General features: G+C 67.0%; 13 protein-coding genes and 3 pseudogenes. 6 read left to right on the top strand and 10 right to left on the bottom strand.

The features are described from left to right. A partial coding sequence (locus IFT82_RS16815; protein ID WP_192128982.1) for an IS3 family transposase occupies positions 1-431 on the top strand: 431 nt, incomplete at its 5' end. On the opposite strand, the pseudogene IFT82_RS16820 reads toward IFT82_RS16815, so the two are convergent. From IFT82_RS16820 to IFT82_RS16835, 4 genes and pseudogenes are all read right to left on the bottom strand, one after another. Further along, positions 421-1,071, bottom strand: a pseudogene (locus tag IFT82_RS16820) (IS701 family transposase); the annotation flags it as partial. The gene IFT82_RS16815 and the pseudogene IFT82_RS16820 overlap by 11 nt on opposite strands. Positions 1,072-1,152: 81 nt before the next feature. Beyond that, positions 1,153-1,974, bottom strand: a complete 822-nt coding sequence (gene fdhD / locus IFT82_RS16825; protein ID WP_192128984.1) for a formate dehydrogenase accessory sulfurtransferase FdhD — start codon at positions 1,972-1,974, stop codon at positions 1,153-1,155. After that, positions 1,971-2,483 carry a molybdenum cofactor guanylyltransferase gene (mobA, locus tag IFT82_RS16830; RefSeq protein WP_192128986.1) on the bottom strand — a complete coding sequence of 171 codons (513 nt, stop codon included), beginning with the start codon at positions 2,481-2,483 and terminating at the stop codon, positions 1,971-1,973. Before mobA ends, fdhD begins: the two co-directional genes overlap by 4 nt. Continuing rightward, the gene (locus IFT82_RS16835) at positions 2,480-4,762 is read right to left on the bottom strand and encodes an FdhF/YdeP family oxidoreductase (RefSeq protein ID WP_192128988.1); all 2,283 of its coding nucleotides are present in this window, start codon (positions 4,760-4,762) and stop codon (positions 2,480-2,482) included. Before IFT82_RS16835 ends, mobA begins: the two co-directional genes overlap by 4 nt. A 109-nt stretch (positions 4,763-4,871) precedes the next feature. On the opposite strand from IFT82_RS16835, the gene trxB reads away from it, so the two are divergent. Further along, positions 4,872-5,840 carry a thioredoxin-disulfide reductase gene (gene trxB, locus IFT82_RS16840; protein ID WP_192128989.1) on the top strand — a complete coding sequence of 323 codons (969 nt, stop codon included), beginning with the start codon at positions 4,872-4,874 and terminating at the stop codon, positions 5,838-5,840. Positions 5,841-5,856: 16 nt separating this feature from the next. Here trxB and IFT82_RS16845 read toward each other — a convergent pair whose 3' ends face one another. Further along, positions 5,857-6,120, bottom strand: a complete 264-nt coding sequence (locus tag IFT82_RS16845) for an acyl carrier protein (protein WP_244646881.1) — start codon at positions 6,118-6,120, stop codon at positions 5,857-5,859. 96 nt (positions 6,121-6,216) lie between these two features. Here IFT82_RS16845 and IFT82_RS16850 point away from each other — a divergent pair, with 96 nt between their 5' ends. Next, a complete protein-coding gene (locus IFT82_RS16850; RefSeq protein ID WP_192129071.1) occupies positions 6,217-7,725 on the top strand; it encodes an AMP-binding protein in 1,509 nt (502 codons plus the stop codon). Here IFT82_RS16850 and IFT82_RS21535 read toward each other — a convergent pair. Both IFT82_RS21535 and IFT82_RS16855 read right to left on the bottom strand, forming a co-directional pair. Further along, positions 7,711-7,806, bottom strand: a pseudogene (locus IFT82_RS21535) (PEPxxWA-CTERM sorting domain-containing protein); the annotation flags it as partial. The gene IFT82_RS16850 and the pseudogene IFT82_RS21535 overlap by 15 nt on opposite strands. Positions 7,807-7,854: 48 nt before the next feature. Then, a pseudogene (locus IFT82_RS16855) lies at positions 7,855-8,883 on the bottom strand (glycerophosphodiester phosphodiesterase); the annotation flags it as partial. A 137-nt stretch (positions 8,884-9,020) separates the two neighbouring features. Here IFT82_RS16855 and IFT82_RS16860 point away from each other — a divergent pair. Then, entirely contained in the window at positions 9,021-10,232 is a 1,212-nt protein-coding gene (locus IFT82_RS16860; protein ID WP_192128995.1) for a pyridoxal-dependent decarboxylase, exosortase A system-associated, read from the top strand. A gap of 38 nt (positions 10,233-10,270) precedes the next feature. On the opposite strand, the gene IFT82_RS16865 is transcribed toward IFT82_RS16860, so the two are convergent. Then, a complete protein-coding gene (locus IFT82_RS16865) occupies positions 10,271-11,335 on the bottom strand; it encodes a 1,9-bis(guanidino)-5-aza-nonane synthase (protein ID WP_192128997.1) in 1,065 nt (354 codons plus the stop codon). 141 nt (positions 11,336-11,476) lie between these two features. After that, positions 11,477-12,673 (bottom strand): type III PLP-dependent enzyme, encoded by a 1,197-nt coding sequence (locus tag IFT82_RS16870; protein ID WP_342355143.1) that lies wholly within the window; start codon positions 12,671-12,673, stop codon positions 11,477-11,479. 187 nt (positions 12,674-12,860) lie between these two features. Here IFT82_RS16870 and IFT82_RS16875 point away from each other — a divergent pair, with 187 nt between their 5' ends. Both IFT82_RS16875 and IFT82_RS16880 read left to right on the top strand, forming a co-directional pair. Further along, entirely contained in the window at positions 12,861-13,823 is a 963-nt protein-coding gene (locus IFT82_RS16875) for a pyridoxal-phosphate dependent enzyme (protein WP_192129001.1), read from the top strand. Continuing rightward, positions 13,820-13,996, top strand: a complete 177-nt coding sequence (locus tag IFT82_RS16880; RefSeq protein WP_192129081.1) for a hypothetical protein — start codon at positions 13,820-13,822, stop codon at positions 13,994-13,996. The genes IFT82_RS16875 and IFT82_RS16880 overlap by 4 nt, the downstream gene beginning before the upstream one ends. Before the next feature lie 308 nt (positions 13,997-14,304). Here the strand turns inward: IFT82_RS16880 and IFT82_RS16885 are convergent, their stop codons facing one another. Continuing rightward, a complete protein-coding gene (locus IFT82_RS16885; RefSeq protein WP_192129003.1) occupies positions 14,305-14,961 on the bottom strand; it encodes an alpha/beta hydrolase in 657 nt (218 codons plus the stop codon). Positions 14,962-14,999: the final 38 nt, after the last annotated feature.

Below are 14,999 nucleotides of genomic sequence, written 5' to 3' on the forward strand. Positions count from 1 at the left end.
TCGAGTTCGCCTTTCACCTCAGGGGAACTCTCCACTTTTCCGGGGCAAGTCCAATGCGTGACCATATGAGAACCGAGTTGCCACTCGCTGCCATGATGATGGCCGCTCAGCGGCAGCGTCCAGCGCCCGGCCTCATCCGCCACTCGGATCGCGGGTCGCAATATGCCGCCGGTGCCTATGTCGATCACCTGTCGGCGATCCGCGCCGTGCCCTCGATGAGCCGCACCGGTAATTGCTACGACAATGCCCCGATGGAGAGTTTCTTCCACACCCTGAAGGTCGAACTGGTCCATCAATGCCGCTGGGCGACCCAGGCGGAAGCTCGACAGGCGCTGTTCGGATACATCGAAGGCTATTACAACCGGCATCGGATGCACTCGGCACTCGGGTATCTAACTCCCGAGCAAGCCGAGCAGCGCATGACCAGCTAACCCAGCGTGTCCGTCGAACCAGGGAAAGATCACCGTATCCGGCGTCTGCCAGCACGCAGCCAAAGCGCGCACCAGCAGTTCTGATCCGGTCGATCTCCTCTATCGCGATCTCCGGCTTGGTCAGGACGACCCGACGGTCATCGGGGACCTTCGCCTTCGCCATGCGCTCTGGATCGCTGGTCCAGCTTTCTGGTAGGAACAAGCGGAGGCCAACCATCACCGGCACCTCGCGTGATGCCAGCGTCACCGAAACCAGTGTCTGACAGTTCGCATTCTTGCCAAGCGAAGATGCATATTGCGGCGCCACACCGACGGAGTGACGGCCTTTCTTCGGCATTGCCGTGTCATCGATGACGAGGAACGCGCCGGTGCCACCAACCAGCCGGTCGGCCTCCTTTAGCAGCGCGGCTTGGAGCGGAGCGCTCTCCCATATCCCTGCTGCGACGAAATGATGAAGCTGATCGTAGCCGGCTTCGCCGCCCCGGGCGGCCATCGGCTGCACGCTCTTGCGGTCGCCAGGACCAAACAGACCGGCGACATACTGCGGGCACATCTTGCGCCGCGCTGGATGGGACAGCCCCGCCAGAAACGGCTCAAGCCATCGCTCCAGATCGGTCCGCCAACTCTCATCCACCGCCATCGTCCTAAGTCCGCCAGCATACACCGACAAATGGGAATCAACGACAATTCAAGCTGGTTCCTTCAACCTGCCAAAGTAGTGCTAGCCGGTCGACCCCCGTGGTCGCTGTTCTTCGCGACCACTCGCAAACCTGTTCCACGGATCGTTGACCACCAGCATCGCGTCGCCCCGGGCGAGGGCGATCAGGGTCAGGCCGTGGGCCTCCGCATGCTCGATCGCCAGCGTCGTCGGGGCGGATACCCCGACCAGCAGCGGGGCGCCTGCGATCAGCGCCTTGTCGACCATCTCGAAACTGATCCGTGAGGTGACGAGGATAAACCCCTCGATCGCAGCCCCTGCCAATCCGCCGACCAGCTTGTCGAGCGCGTTGTGGCGTCCGACATCCTCATAGGCCGCCACGATCCGTCCCTCGGTGTCGCAGGCCACTGCGGCATGGGTGGCGCCGGTCGCGGCGTTCAGCGGCTGATGATCGCGAACGTTCGCCAACGCCGTGAACAGGGCGGCGGTCGTGGTCCGCGGCGGCGGAGCGACGGGAGCAGGGCGGCGGAGCTGTTCCAGCCCGGCGATCCCGCACAGCCCGCAGCTGGTGTCGCTGGTACGGTGGCGAACGCGGTCCTGGATGCGACCCCGGCAACGATCGGCCAGCGTGATGCGGACGATCCAGCCATCGGCCGTCTCGAAGGGGTCGATGTCGATCACGTCCGCGGCGTCGTCCGCCAGCCGTTCGGTCAGCATGAAACCGGTCGCGAACGCGGCCAGATCGACCGGCGTCATCATCATCACGGCATAGCCGAGACCGTCGACCTCGATCGAGACCGGCACCTCCACCGCGATCGTTCGCTCGCCTGCCGTCGTCCCGTCTGGCCTCAGCAGGGTGACGGCGCGCGTCCGGCCACCCGTCACAACGCCATCAGGTCCTCGACCGTATTGACGTTGGCCAACGGGGTGGGCGACATGATCGGCAACGCGCCGACGCTGCGCGCCCAGCCGCGTACCGATCGATTGGGCGCTATCTCGATATGCGACAGCAGATGCGCCCCCAGTGCTGCCGACCAGTGCCCCAGGACCGGCGCATCCTCGCAATAGGCGGGGCCGCGTTCGAGAAGGGCGGGGATCAGCGCGTCGGGAAGGCGCGGCATGTCGCAGCCGATCGTCAGCACGCACCGGAACCCGTGGGAGGCGGCATGATCGAGTGCCGCGGCGATCCCGCCCAGCGGCCCCAGTCCCTCTCGCGGCAGGTCGGGCAGTCCGCCCGCGCGCGTGCCGACGACGATCACGTCATCGGCATGGCGGCGGAGCGTGGCCATGGCATGATCGATCAGCGATTGCCCGCCCAACATCGCCTGCGCCTTGTCAGACCCGAAGCGCGACGACAGTCCGCCCGCCAGGACCGCGCCGAGCAGCCGGCTCATGTCCGGATGCGCACCGGCACCGACTTGGCCGCCGGCACGTGGCTTTCCAGAGCGTGGTGTTCGAGCGGGATCAGGTAATTGAGTTCGGGATAATAGCCGGCGATCGTTCCTTCGGGGATGTTGTATTCGACGATGCGCAGGCCATCCACGACGCGGTCGACCCCGTCATCGGCATCGCTTTCCAGCGCGATCGTATCACCGTCGTTGCGACCTAGCCGCAGGATATCGGCACGGTTCATCATCACCACCATCCGCGTGCCCTTGATGCCGCGGAAACGGTCGTCATAGCCATAGATGGTCGTGTTGAACTGGTCGTTCGAGCGCAACGTCACCAGCCGGAACCGCCCGTCCTTTTCCGCGAAGCCACTGGAGTTGAGGGCGCGCGGTACGTTGAACTCCGCCTTGCCGCTTTCCGTCTGCCATTCGCGATGCGCGGCGGGATTGCCCTTCCAGAAACCGCCCGGCTCGAACAGGCGTTCATTGTAGTTGGCGAACTTGTCAGGATAGACATTCTCGATCGCATGGCGGACGAGGCCATAGTCGCCGACCCATGCGTCCCAGTCGACATTGGGATTGGGCGGCAGCACCGCCTTGGCGATGCCGGCGACGATCGCCGGTTCGGACAGCAGCGTTTCGGCCGCCGGAGTCGCCTTGCCGACCGATCCGTAGATATGGCTGAACGAATCCTCCATCGACACCGCCTGCCGGCCGCTCGCCTGCATGTCCTGCTCCATCCGGCCCAGACAGGGGAGGATATAGGATTGCTTGCCCGGTACCAGATGGCTCTTGTTCAACTTGGTGGCGATGTGGACGGTGATCGGCAGATTGGCCCATGCCTTCTTCATCGCGGCATGTTCGGGTGTCGCACGCAGGAAGTTGCCGCCGAGCTGGACGAAACCTTGCGCGGTGCCGGCGATGATCTCGCGGCACGCCTCCACCGTGTCCCAGCCCTTTTCGGTCGGCGGTTCGAACTCGAACAGTTCCTTCAGCCGCTCGACCGGCGCCAGTTCGGTCTTCTCGGTGATGCCGACGGTACGCTGGCCCTGCACGTTGCTGTGCCCGCGCACCGGCCCCGGTCCCGCCCCCTCGCGGCCGATGTTGCCGCGCAGCAGCAGGAAGTTGATGAGCATGTACAGGCTGTCCATGCCGTAGCGGTGCTGGGTGATGCCCATGCCGTAGACTGCGATTACCCGCTCCGCCTTGGCGTAGACCCGCGCGGCACCCTCGATGGCGTTGCGGCTGAGGCCACTTTCATGGACGATCTCGTCCCAGTGCGCGTTGCGGCAGAAAGTGGCGAACTCGTCGAAGCGTACGGTATGCTGCTCGATGAAATGATGGTCGAGCACGCGGGGACCGCCCTCCGCCACCGCACGGTCGTCCGCCTCGATCACATATTTGCACATGCCCAGGATCGCGGCGATGTCGCCGCCGGCCTTTACCTGGTGATACTGGCTGGAGATCCGGGTCGGCTTGCCCCCTGCCATCTGCACCGGGTTCTGCGGATCGGCGAACCGTTCCCAGCCACGCTCGCGCAGCGGGTTGAACGTGACGATCTCCACGCCGCGATCCGCGCAGTCCTTCAGCGTGTGCAGCATCCGCGGCGCATTGGTGCCGACATTCTGCCCGAACGCGAAGATCGCGTCGCACTTGTCGTAATCCTCCATCTGGATGGTCGCGACGGGCGATCCGATCGCGTTCTTCATCCCGACCGAGGTGGTCTCGTGGCACATGTTGGATGAATCGGGAAGGTTCTGTTGCCCCCACATCCGGGCGAACAGCCCGTACATGAACGATGTTTCAAGGCTGGCGCGGCCGGACGCGTAGAGCACGACCTTGGTCGGATCGCACGCCTTCAGCGTGGTGCCGATCGCGTCGAACGCCTCCTGCCAGCCGACCGCGACATATTTGTCGGTGGCGGCATCGTATTTCATCGGATGGGTCAACCGACCGGCCTGCTCCAGATCGTAATCGGGCCAGCTTTCCAGTTCGGAGACGGTATGCTGCTGGAAAAAATCGGGGGTCACGCGCAGCCCGGTCAATTCCCACGCGGTCGCCTTCGCGCCGTTCTCGCAGAATTCGGCGATGTGCGGCTTGGCGGGCTTTCCCCACGCGCAACTGACGCACATCACGCCTTCCGGTTTGTTCTGACGGCGCAGCGCATCGAGCAGGTCGGGGCTGATGCCCTCCTTGGGCAGTATCCTGGACATGCCCTTCATCGAACCCCAGCCCCCGGCAGGAGCGGTATATTCCTTGATTACCACGTCTTTATCGTCGCTCATGCCATCCTCCGCTTGGCAGCGGAACGCGCCGGGGCGGGGTTTCGATGCGGGGCAGGTTCAAATTCCCCGTCGATACGCCTAGATGAGCGTAACATTGCAGGATCGTTCGATGACCACCCATACCACGCGCATGCTGATTCTCGGTTCCGGCCCCGCCGGGCTGTCCGCCGCCATCTATGGCGCACGGGCGGGAATGGCGCCGATCGTGGTGCAGGGCATCCAGCCCGGCGGCCAGTTGACCACGACGACCGATGTCGAGAACTATCCCGGCTTCGCCGACGTGATCCAGGGCCCGTGGCTGATGGAGCAGATGCAGAAGCAGGCTGAGCATGTCGGCACCCGCCTGATGTGGGACACCATCGTCGAGGTCGACCTGTCGCGCCGCCCGTTCCGCCTGATCGGTGACGGCGGCGACGTGTACGAGGGCGAGGTGCTGGTGATCGCCACCGGGGCGCAGGCCAAGTGGCTGGGGCTGGAAAGCGAGGACGCGATGAAGGGCAAGGGCGTATCCGCCTGTGCCACCTGCGACGGATTCTTCTATCGCGGCAAGAAGGTGGCGGTGATCGGCGGCGGCAACACCGCGGTCGAGGAGGCGCTATACCTGACCAACCACAGCGACGACGTGACGCTGATCCACCGTCGCGACACCCTGCGCGCGGAACGCATCCTGCAGGAACGCCTCCACGCCCATCCCGCGATCACGGTGTTGTGGAACAAGGAAGTCCGCGAATTCGTCGACGGCGGCGGCAATGCCGGCCTCGTCGCGCTCGATCTGGAGGATACCGTCACCGGCGAGCATAGCCGTCTCGATGTCGAGGGCGGTTTCGTCGCGATCGGTCATCATCCCGCGACCGAACTGTTCCGTGGCCACCTCGCGCTCGACGACGATGGCTATATCGCGGTCGAGACGGGATCGACCCGTACCAGCGTGGCCGGCGTGTTCGCGTGCGGCGACGTGGCGGACAAGATCTATCGTCAGGCGGTGACCGCCGCCGGTACCGGTTGCATGGCCGCGCTCGATGCCGAGCGCTTCCTGGCGGCAGCGGAGTTCGAGGAGCTGGCCGAAGCGGCGGAGTAACGCCGCCGCCGGATCGTCAGGCGACGGCGGCCTTGCGTCGCACGAAATCGGCCAGCGAGCCGAACGTCTCCAGCATGTCGCCATCGACTTCGTCATCCTCGATCAGGATGCCGATCCGGTCTTCCAGTTCGGTCAGGACGCCTGCGACCGCCATCGAATCGAGTTCGGGCAGCGCGCCGAACAGCGGCGTGTCGTCCGTGAAAGCGGCGACGCGGTCGGCGGACAGGCCGAGGGTATCGGCCAGCACGCCGCGAACCTGATCGTCGATTGGGTTGCGCATCGTCATCCTGTCCCCCGGCTTCGTTGCGCGGCGCGGTAGCGTGCGGGGATGAAAACGGCAACGGCCCTGCTATGGGGCCCTGCTATGTCCCCGGTGATGAACGCCCCCGATCCTGTTCCCCGCCCGCTCGACCGGCTGACGCTGCGCGGGGCGCCAGAGGCGACGGCGCTGGTCGATCGGGCGGGAGTGCTGACCTACGCGGCGCTGGAGGATGCGGTCGCCGCCGCTGCGGCATGGCTGGCCCGGCAAGGCGCCATGCCGGGCGACCGGGTGGCGACGTGGCTGCCCAAGACGCGGACCGCCTGTGTGATGCCGCTCGCCGCGGTGCGGGCGGGACTGGTCCATGTGCCGGTCAATCCCGCACTTCGCCGCGCGCAGGTGGCGCATATCCTGGCCGACAGCGGTGCGCGTCTGCTCGTCACCCAGCCGTCGCGGGCGGGGACCCTCGTTCCGGATGACGTGCCGGCGGACTGTGCCGTGGTCCCCGAGGCTACCGTGCCGTTGGCGGGCGGGGGAATGGCGCCGTCCGATGCGGACCCGGCCACCCTGGCGGCGATCCTCTACACGTCCGGATCGACCGGCCGGCCCAAGGGCGTGATGCTCAGCCATGCCAATCTGTGGCTGGGGGCGATCGCGGTGGCGCATTATCTGCGGCTGACCCCGGCGGACCGGGTGCTGGGCGTCCTGCCGCTGGGGTTCGACTACGGGCAGAACCAGTTGTTCTCGACATGGGCGGCGGGGGCGGCGGTGGCGCCGATCGACTATCTGACCGCACGGGACGTGGTGAAGGCGGTCGAGCGGACGGGCGCGACGACGCTGGCGGGGGTGCCGCCGCTATGGACGCAGTTGCTGGAGGCGGAGTGGCCGGCGGATACCGCCGCACGGCTGCACCGCCTGACCAATTCCGGCGGCGCGCTGACCCCGCGGATGATACGGGCGCTGCGCCAGCGGTTCCCGGCGGCCGACGTCTATCCGATGTACGGGCTGACCGAGGCGTTCCGGTCGACCTATCTCGATCCCGCGCTGGTCGATGCCCATCCCGATTCGATCGGCCGGGCAATCCCGTTCGCGGAGGTGATGGCGGTCCGTCCCGACGGGACACGCGCTGGGGCCGGGGAGGCCGGTGAACTGGTCCATGCCGGGCCGCTGGTGGCGCAGGGGTACTGGCGCGATGCGGCGCGGACCGCGCAGCGGTTCCGCCCCGCCCCTGGCTTCGCCCGCTCGGGGGGGGGCGCGGTATGGTCTGGCGATACCGTGACGGAGGATGCGGACGGCCTGTTCCGGTTCGTCGGTCGCGATGACGAGATGATCAAGAGCGCCGGCCACCGCATCAGCCCGCAGGAAGTGGAGGAAGCGATCCTCGCGGGCGGGGAAGCGCGCGAGGCGGTGGCGGTCGGCGTCGCCGATGAGCGGCAGGGGCAGGTGATCGCGGTGGCGCTGGCCGGCGAGCCGATGGCGGAGGTGGCGCTGCGTGCCCGCCTCCGCATCGACCTGCCGGGTTTCATGCAACCCGTTCGCTATGCCTGGCATGCGGTCCTGCCCCGCAATGCCAATGGCAAGCTGGACCGCGCCGCGATCCGGGCGGCGCTGTCAGGCGCGGACTAACGCCCGGCCGCGGCGGCGCAGGGAGCCGCCGATCAGGGCGAAACCGCCCAGCATCATCGCCCAGCTCGACGGCTCCGGCACCATCGAGGCGAACAGGGTGACGGCGGCGCGCGCCCGGTCCGGTGCATCCGCGAACACCCCGTCGACGCCCGCGTTCAGGAAGGCGAGGAATTCGGCCTGGTCGTTGCCAAAGGCATTGGCGCTGCTGCCGTTCCTGAGGTTGGTCGGCAGGAAGGTGTTTTCCGGGCGGAAGGTGTAGGGCACCACCAGCAGTCCCGCCGCATGGGCATCCGCGATCACCGAACTAGGATTGGCCAGCCGCCCGGCCGCATCGCGCGGGATCAGCACGCTCTTGTCGGTGCTGAGCACGTCGGCATAGGCCTTGACGCCGGCCAGCCCGGCGGTGGTCAGCAGATCGCCATAGGTGCGGGTATCGCCCGATGCGATGAAATCCCACGGCCGTCCGCCGCGCGTAGTCATCAGCTGGACCAGCGGCACTTCGGTCAGCTTGTTCAGTTCGACCAGATTGGCGACCTCGAACGACTGGATGAAGACGTTGGCATCCTTGCCGGTATAGCCGTTCGTGTTCAGCGTCGCGACCAGCGGTTCCTCCATCGACAGACCGAGCCGGTCGAAATAGGTCGGATGCTTGGTTTCGGGGATGATGCCGATCTTGCGACCCGTCTCGATCTCCTTCTGCTTCACCAGATCGATCACCTCCTGCAGGGTCGGCACCTGGAACTGGCCGTTATAGGCGGTGTTGCCGGGGCGGGTGCCGGGGATGCGTTCCTCGGCGCGCAGCGTCTTCAGCTCGGCGAGCGTGAAATCCTCGGTGAACCAGCCGGTCATGCGGACGCCGTCGATCGTCTTGGTCGTCCGGCGGCTGGCGAATTCCGGGCGGTCGGCGACGTCGGTGGTGCCGCCGATCTCGTTCTCGTGCCGCGCGACGAGGATGCCGTCCTTGGTGGAAACGAGGTCGGGCTCGATGAAATCCGCGCCCTGTTCGATCGCCAGCGTATAGGAGGCGAGGGTGTGTTCGGGGCGATAGGCACTGGCACCGCGATGCGCGAAGACGATCGGGGTCGCAGCCTCGGCGGCGGCGCCCAGCCCGGTGACGCCGGCAAGAAGAAGGGTGGCGAAACGGATATGACGTGGCATGGATACTGCTCCCCGAACGCGGCATCGGGTGCCGCCCTGACCGGGTATTAACCATGGGTTCGCATCAGAACCGTGACAGATCGATAAAGGCTTTGTGACAGCGTCGATATGATCGATCCACGACGAGGAGCCGGCCGATGAAGCCGATGGGACCGTTGCCGCCCGATTTTTCGGGTCAGGCCGGGATGCTGACGATCGCAGGCGCTGCCGCCATCGACCGCGCTGGGCAAACGCCGGTGTTCGTGTACGATCCCGGAATCGTCGCGGCACGGATCGCCCGGTTCCGCGCCGCGATGCCGGGGGTCGACCTGCATTACGCGATCAAGGCCAATCCCCATCCGGGGTTGCTCGCCGCCATCTCGCCCCTGGTCGACGGCCTCGACGTCGCGTCCGCCGGCGAACTGGGCCGGGCACTGGCGGTGAAGCCGGCCGGGGCGATCAGCTTCGCCGGCCCCGGCAAGCGTGACGGGGAACTGGCGGCGGCGATCGCGGCGGGAGCGACGCTGAACCTCGAGTCGGAAGGGGAGGCCGACCGGGCGCTGGCCATCGCCGACCGTTTGGGGCAGCGGCCGCGACTGGCGGTACGGGTCAATCCCGATGTCGAACTGCGCGGTTCGGGGATGAAGATGGGCGGGCGGCCATCGCCGTTCGGAATCGATGCGGTGCGCGTGCCGGCCCTGGTCCGGCACCTGATCGCGGCGGGGGCGGACTGGCGCGGCTTCCACCTCTACGCTGGCAGTCAGGCGCTGGACGCGGCGGCGATCGCCGATACGCAGGCCGCGACGCTGGCGCTGGCGGCGCGACTGGCGGAGGAGGCGGGGGCGGCCCCGCCGCTGGTCAATCTCGGCGGCGGTTTCGGCGTGCCCTATTTCACCGGGGACCGGGCGCTCGACGTCGAGGCGGTCGGGGAGCGGCTGGACGCCGCGCTGGCGGTACGGCCGGCGGTGCTGCGGGACAGCCGGTTCGCGATCGAACTGGGCCGCTGGCTGGTGGCGGAGGCGGGCGTCTATCTCGCCCGCGTGATCGACCGGAAGGAAAGCGGGGGCGAGACGTTCCTGATCCTCGACGGCGGCTTGCATCACCAACTGGCCGCGTCCGGCAATTTCGGCACCGTCGTGCGTCGCAACTATCCGATCGCGGTGGCGCATCGGATGGGGGAGGAGGCGACCGAGACGGTCAACGTCGTCGGCCCGCTCTGCACCCCGCTCGACCGGCTGGGCGACCGGGTCGCGCTGCCGAGAGCGGAGGTCGGCGACCTGATTGCGGTGTTCCTCGCCGGGGCCTACGGCGCGACGGCGAGTCCGTCCGCCTTTCTGGGCCATCCGCCGGCCACGGAGATCGTGGCCTAGAAAAAGCCCCTCCGGGTCGGGGGAGGGGCTTCGTCATGTCAGTCGAAGCTGGCGCCCCAGCGACGCTTCACCCGGTCCTTCCACAGGCCGCGATGATAGGCGTCGGATGCCAGCAGCGGCATCACCGAACCGGCCTCGGCGAAGACCATCTGCTCGATGCCGGTGTTCACCTTGCCCCACGATGCCGCTTCCTGCAGCGTCGAGGACGAGCAGGCGCCGTCACGCACGTCGGCAACGGTGATCTGCACCGCATATTTGTGGACCTGCACGTCGTCGTGACCCAGGATCTCGGCGCAGACGACGGTGTCCTGGATGAAGTTCTTCGGCACGCCGCCGCCGATCATCAGCAGGCCGGTGGTGCCCGCCTTGATCTTGATGTCGGTCAGTTCGCGGAAGTCGGCGATCGCATCCAGCACCATGTACGGCTTGCCGGCCTTCGCCGCATCGACCTGATGCTTGACGAGGCCGAAGCCCGCCGAGCTGTCGACGAAGGCCGGGCAGAAGATCGGCACGTCATGCTCATAGGCGAGCTTGACGAGGCTGTTTTCCTTCTTGCCGTGCTCGACCAGGTACTTGCCCATCTCGCGGATGAACTCGCGGCTGGAATAGGGGCGGGGTTCCAGCGTCTCGGCGATCTCGAAGATCGTGTGGTCGACGTGCTGGAGCTGCTCCTCGTCGATATAGGTGTCGTAGATGCGGTCGATCAGCAGCGAGCGCAGCGTATCGTCGTCCGGCACCTCCAGCGCCTGGTAATGCTTGTGGCCGAGGCCCTCGAAGAAATCCATGTCGACGATGGTCGCGCCGGTGGCGACGATGCCGTCGATCATGTTGTTGCGCAGCAGTTCCGCATACAGGTCCATGCAGCCGCCGGCCGAAGTGGAGCCGGCGATGACGAGGAAGATCGAGCAGTCCTTGTCGGCCAGCATCTGGTTGTAGATGTCGGTCGCGCGGCCGAGGTCGCGGCTGGTGAAGCTCATCTTCTTCATCGCGTCGACGATCGGCCGCGCGTCGAACTTGGTGATGTCGATATGCTCGACGGTGGTCGAGAGCAGTTCCGCCTTGCGCTGGGCGTTCTTCTGGGCGTCGTGGGAAAGGTCGTTCATGCGAAACTCCGGTATTCGTTCGCGAGCCGTCGTCGTTGAAGGGGACGCGGAAACCCCGGTGCCGTGATCCCGCCGGGATCAGGCGAAACAGGTGATCGGCCGTCCCGGCGAACCGGGACAGCCGATCATGACGGCGGACCGTTACAGCTTGACGACGTTGCCCGTCCGCACCGCTGCGACCGGCTGGTCATCCAGGTAGACGGACAGCATCGGCTCGTCCCCGGCGAACACGGTGTCGCCCGTGCCGAAGCCGTTGAAGCCGGTGCGCATCGCGGTGCCATAGGCGCCGAGCATCCCGATCTCGAAATAATCGCCGGTGTTCGTATCCGCGGGCAGCGGGAACGGACCCTTCATATAATCGATATCGTCGCAGGTCGGACCCCAGAAGCTGAAGTCCATGTCACGCGCGTCCGACTCCGGCTCGCGCAGCAACTGCACCGGATATTTCCAGCCGATATGCGCGGCATCGAACAGCGTGCCATAGGCGCCGTCGTTGATGAACAGTTCGGTCCCGCGCCGCCGCTCGACGCGGACGACGACGGAGGCGTATTCGGCACACAGCGCCCGGCCCGGTTCGGCCCAGAGTTCGGCCGAATAGGATACCGGCAAGCTTTCGAACGCACGGTGGATCGTCTCGAAGAAACGCTCCAGCGGCGGCGGGGTCATGCCCGGATAGGCGGAGGGGAAGCCACCGCCTACATCGATGACGTCCACCGTCACCGCCGCGCCGACGATCGCCGCGCGCACGCGCTCCATAGCCCCCGCATAGGCATCGGGCGACATCGTCTGGCTGCCGACATGGAAGCAGATGCCCAGCGCGTCCGCCGCCTGGCGGGTGGCCATCAGCAGTTCGCGCGATTCCTCGACGCTGACGCCGAACTTCGACCCCAGGCTGAGCTTGGCATATTCCGACGACACCCGCATCCGGACGCACAGCGTCAGGTCGGTCGCCGCGCTGTCATCGTCCTGCGTGGTCGCCGCCACGATCTTCTCCAGCTCTTCCATGCTGTCGAGTGAGAACGTGCGGACGCCGTGAACGAAATACGCCTCGGCGATGGCTTCCGGCGACTTCACGGGATGCATGAAGCAGCAGACCGCCCCCGGCAGGGTGGACATGACCAGACGAACCTCGGCGATCGAGGCGGTGTCGTAATGCGTAATGCCATTGTCCCACAGGACGCGCAGCAGGTCGGGCGACGGGTTCGCCTTGACCGCGTACATCGAGCGGCCCGGGAACTTCTCGACGAAGAACCGGGCGGCGCGCGCAGCGGCGTGCGGACGAACAAGCGTCACCGGGTCGACCGGCTTGCTCTTGGCGATGTCGAGGCCCGCGACAATACGGGCTGTCGAACGGGGCGCTAACGCCAGCGCGGGGTGATGTTGCAAATCAAGGGACCTCCAATTGCCTTGCGGCATGACGACGAAAAAGCTGCCTTGCGGTTGGAAGTCCCATGGGGCAGCGGAGGCGCGATCTAGGGTCGCCGAACCCGCATGTAAAGTGGCTGATGCGACGAGAGGATGAAAAGTGACAATTTTGCGACAACCGACACGGGCGGGGGTCCGCGATGCCGCCGACAAGATCGCCCGCGTGCTGCCGCCGTCGCCACTGTTCGTCCATGAGATCGACGGGCGGCCGGTAGCGTTCAAGGCGGAATGCCTGCAACCGATCGGGTCGTTCAAGCTGCGCGGGGCATGGCACCGCCTGACCGCGCTGGACGAGGCGAGCCGGGCGCGGGGCGTCGTCGCCTTCTCGTCCGGCAACCATGCGCAAGGGGTCGCATGGGCCGCGCGCCGGCTGGGTATCGCGGCGACGATCGTGATGCCCGCCGACGCGCCCCGCACCAAGCGGGAGGCGACGCTGGCGCTGGGGGCGGAGGTGGTCGATTACGACCGTGCCACCGAAAGTCGGGAAAGGATCGCCGCCCGGCTGGCGGAGGCGCGGGGCAGCACGCTGGTCCCCAGCTTCGACGATCCATGGATCATCGAGGGGCAGGGATCGGCCGGGATCGAGGCCGGCGTGCAGATGATCGCGGCCGGGCTGGGCGCGCCGGTGCAGGTCGTGGCGCCGTGCGGCGGCGGTGGTCTGGCGGCGGGGCTGGCGCTGGCGTTGCCCGAGGCGCGGATGACCGTGGTTGAGCCGGAGGGCTGGGACGATATGCGCCGCAGCCTGGAGGCATCGTGGATCGAGCCGGTCGGCCCCAACCCGCCGTCGACCGCCTGCGACTCGCTGCAGGCGACGCGGGTATCGCCGCTGACCTTCGACATCCTGTCGCGACGCGATGCGACGGGCGTGACGGTGAGCGAGGTCCAGATCGCGGCCGCGCAACGTTGGGCGGCGGAGAAACTGCGGCTGGTGGTCGAGCCGGGCGGCGCGGTGGCGCTGGCGGCGGTGCTGGCCGGGCGGGTGACCGTGGAGGCGGGGATGTTGGTGATGCTGTCCGGCGGCAATGTCGATATGGCCGGTTATGCCAGGGCGCTGGCGGCGTGACCGGGCCGCTGGGGTCGATCGCGGCGGCGGCGCCCGCCATCGCGATGCTGGGATGCTTCGCCTGTGTCGCCGGCGGTATCGCCCTGTTGCGGCGGGGCGACCGGCGTAAGGGCGTGCTGATGCTGGTGATGGCGGTGGTGTTGCTGGGGAACGTGCTGATCTGGACGTTGTAGGGGTGCTTCCCTGCTCCCGTCATCGCCGCGCAGGTGGAACGGGTATGCCGTCCGCCACGGCTGCCTCCCCGGCGAGGGCCGGGGCCCAGGTGGGAAGGCCGCAGTATGTCGTTACCACGCGTCGCCCAACTGGACCCCGGCTTTCGCCGGGGAGGTGCGGTAGTCTTGTCGGCGCCAAGGTGACGGGAATGGAGCAGCGGCCCCGCCACGGGCAAAGCCCGTGGCGTCGAACGGCGCCGCCGGCGCCGTCGGCCGGGCGCGCCCTGCGGGCCTCGATCCGGCTTTGCCGGGTCGTCGGTTCGCGCGCCTTACTTGATCGGGCTTCTCGGATCGAGGCGCATGTCGAGATACTTGTCCACGCTGCCCATCAGCTCGGGCATCTCGTGCTCGAAGAAGTGGTTCGCCTTGGGAATCGTGTCGTGATGGATCGTGATGTGCTTCTGCGTGCGCAGCTTGTCGACCAGCTTCTGCACCGATCCCGGCGTGACGACCTCGTCATTCTCGCCCTGGATGATGATGCCCGACGAGGGGCAGGGGGCGAGGAAGGTGAAGTCGAACAGGTTGGCCGGCGGCGCGATCGAGATGAAGCCGCGAATCTCCGGGCGGCGCATCAGCAACTGCATCCCGATCCACGCGCCGAAACCCGCGCCCGCCACCCAGGTTGACGATGCCTCGGGATGGAAGCTCTGCACCCAGTCGAGCGCGGAAGCCGCATCGGACAGTTCGCCGATGCCGTTGTCGAACACGCCCTGGCTTTTGCCGACGCCGCGGAAGTTGAAGCGCAGCGTCGCGAAGCCGCGGCGCTGGAACGTCTTGTAAAGTTCCTGCACGATCCGGTTGTTCATCGTACCACCCGCGCTGGGGTGCGGATGCAGGATCATCGCGACGGGCGCGCGGGGGCGGGGGGCCGGCGCGAAACGCCCTTCCAGACGGCCTTCGGGTCCGGGGAAAATGACTTCGGGCATGGAAACTCACCAATCGGGGCGCGCCGGGTGGAGCGCGG

Origin of the sequence: Sphingomonas sp. CFBP 8760 (assembly GCF_014841615.1) — a bacterium.
GTDB lineage: Bacteria > Pseudomonadota > Alphaproteobacteria > Sphingomonadales > Sphingomonadaceae > Sphingomonas.

Bases quoted from the DNA above. Each gene is read 5' to 3' on its own strand.
- mobA (WP_192128986.1), bottom strand. From the start codon at position 2,483: ATGAGCCGGCTGCTCGGCGCGGTCCTGGCGGGCGGACTGTCGTCGCGC.
- IFT82_RS16835 (WP_192128988.1), bottom strand. From the start codon at position 4,762: ATGAGCGACGATAAAGACGTGGTAATCAAGGAATATACCGCTCCTGCC.
- trxB (WP_192128989.1), top strand. From the start codon at position 4,872: ATGACCACCCATACCACGCGCATGCTGATTCTCGGTTCCGGCCCCGCC.
- IFT82_RS16845 (WP_244646881.1), bottom strand. From the start codon at position 6,120: ATGCGCAACCCAATCGACGATCAGGTTCGCGGCGTGCTGGCCGATACC.
- IFT82_RS16850 (WP_192129071.1), top strand. From the start codon at position 6,217: ATGAACGCCCCCGATCCTGTTCCCCGCCCGCTCGACCGGCTGACGCTG.
- IFT82_RS16860 (WP_192128995.1), top strand. From the start codon at position 9,021: ATGAAGCCGATGGGACCGTTGCCGCCCGATTTTTCGGGTCAGGCCGGG.
- IFT82_RS16865 (WP_192128997.1), bottom strand. From the start codon at position 11,335: ATGAACGACCTTTCCCACGACGCCCAGAAGAACGCCCAGCGCAAGGCG.
- IFT82_RS16885 (WP_192129003.1), bottom strand. From the start codon at position 14,961: ATGCCCGAAGTCATTTTCCCCGGACCCGAAGGCCGTCTGGAAGGGCGT.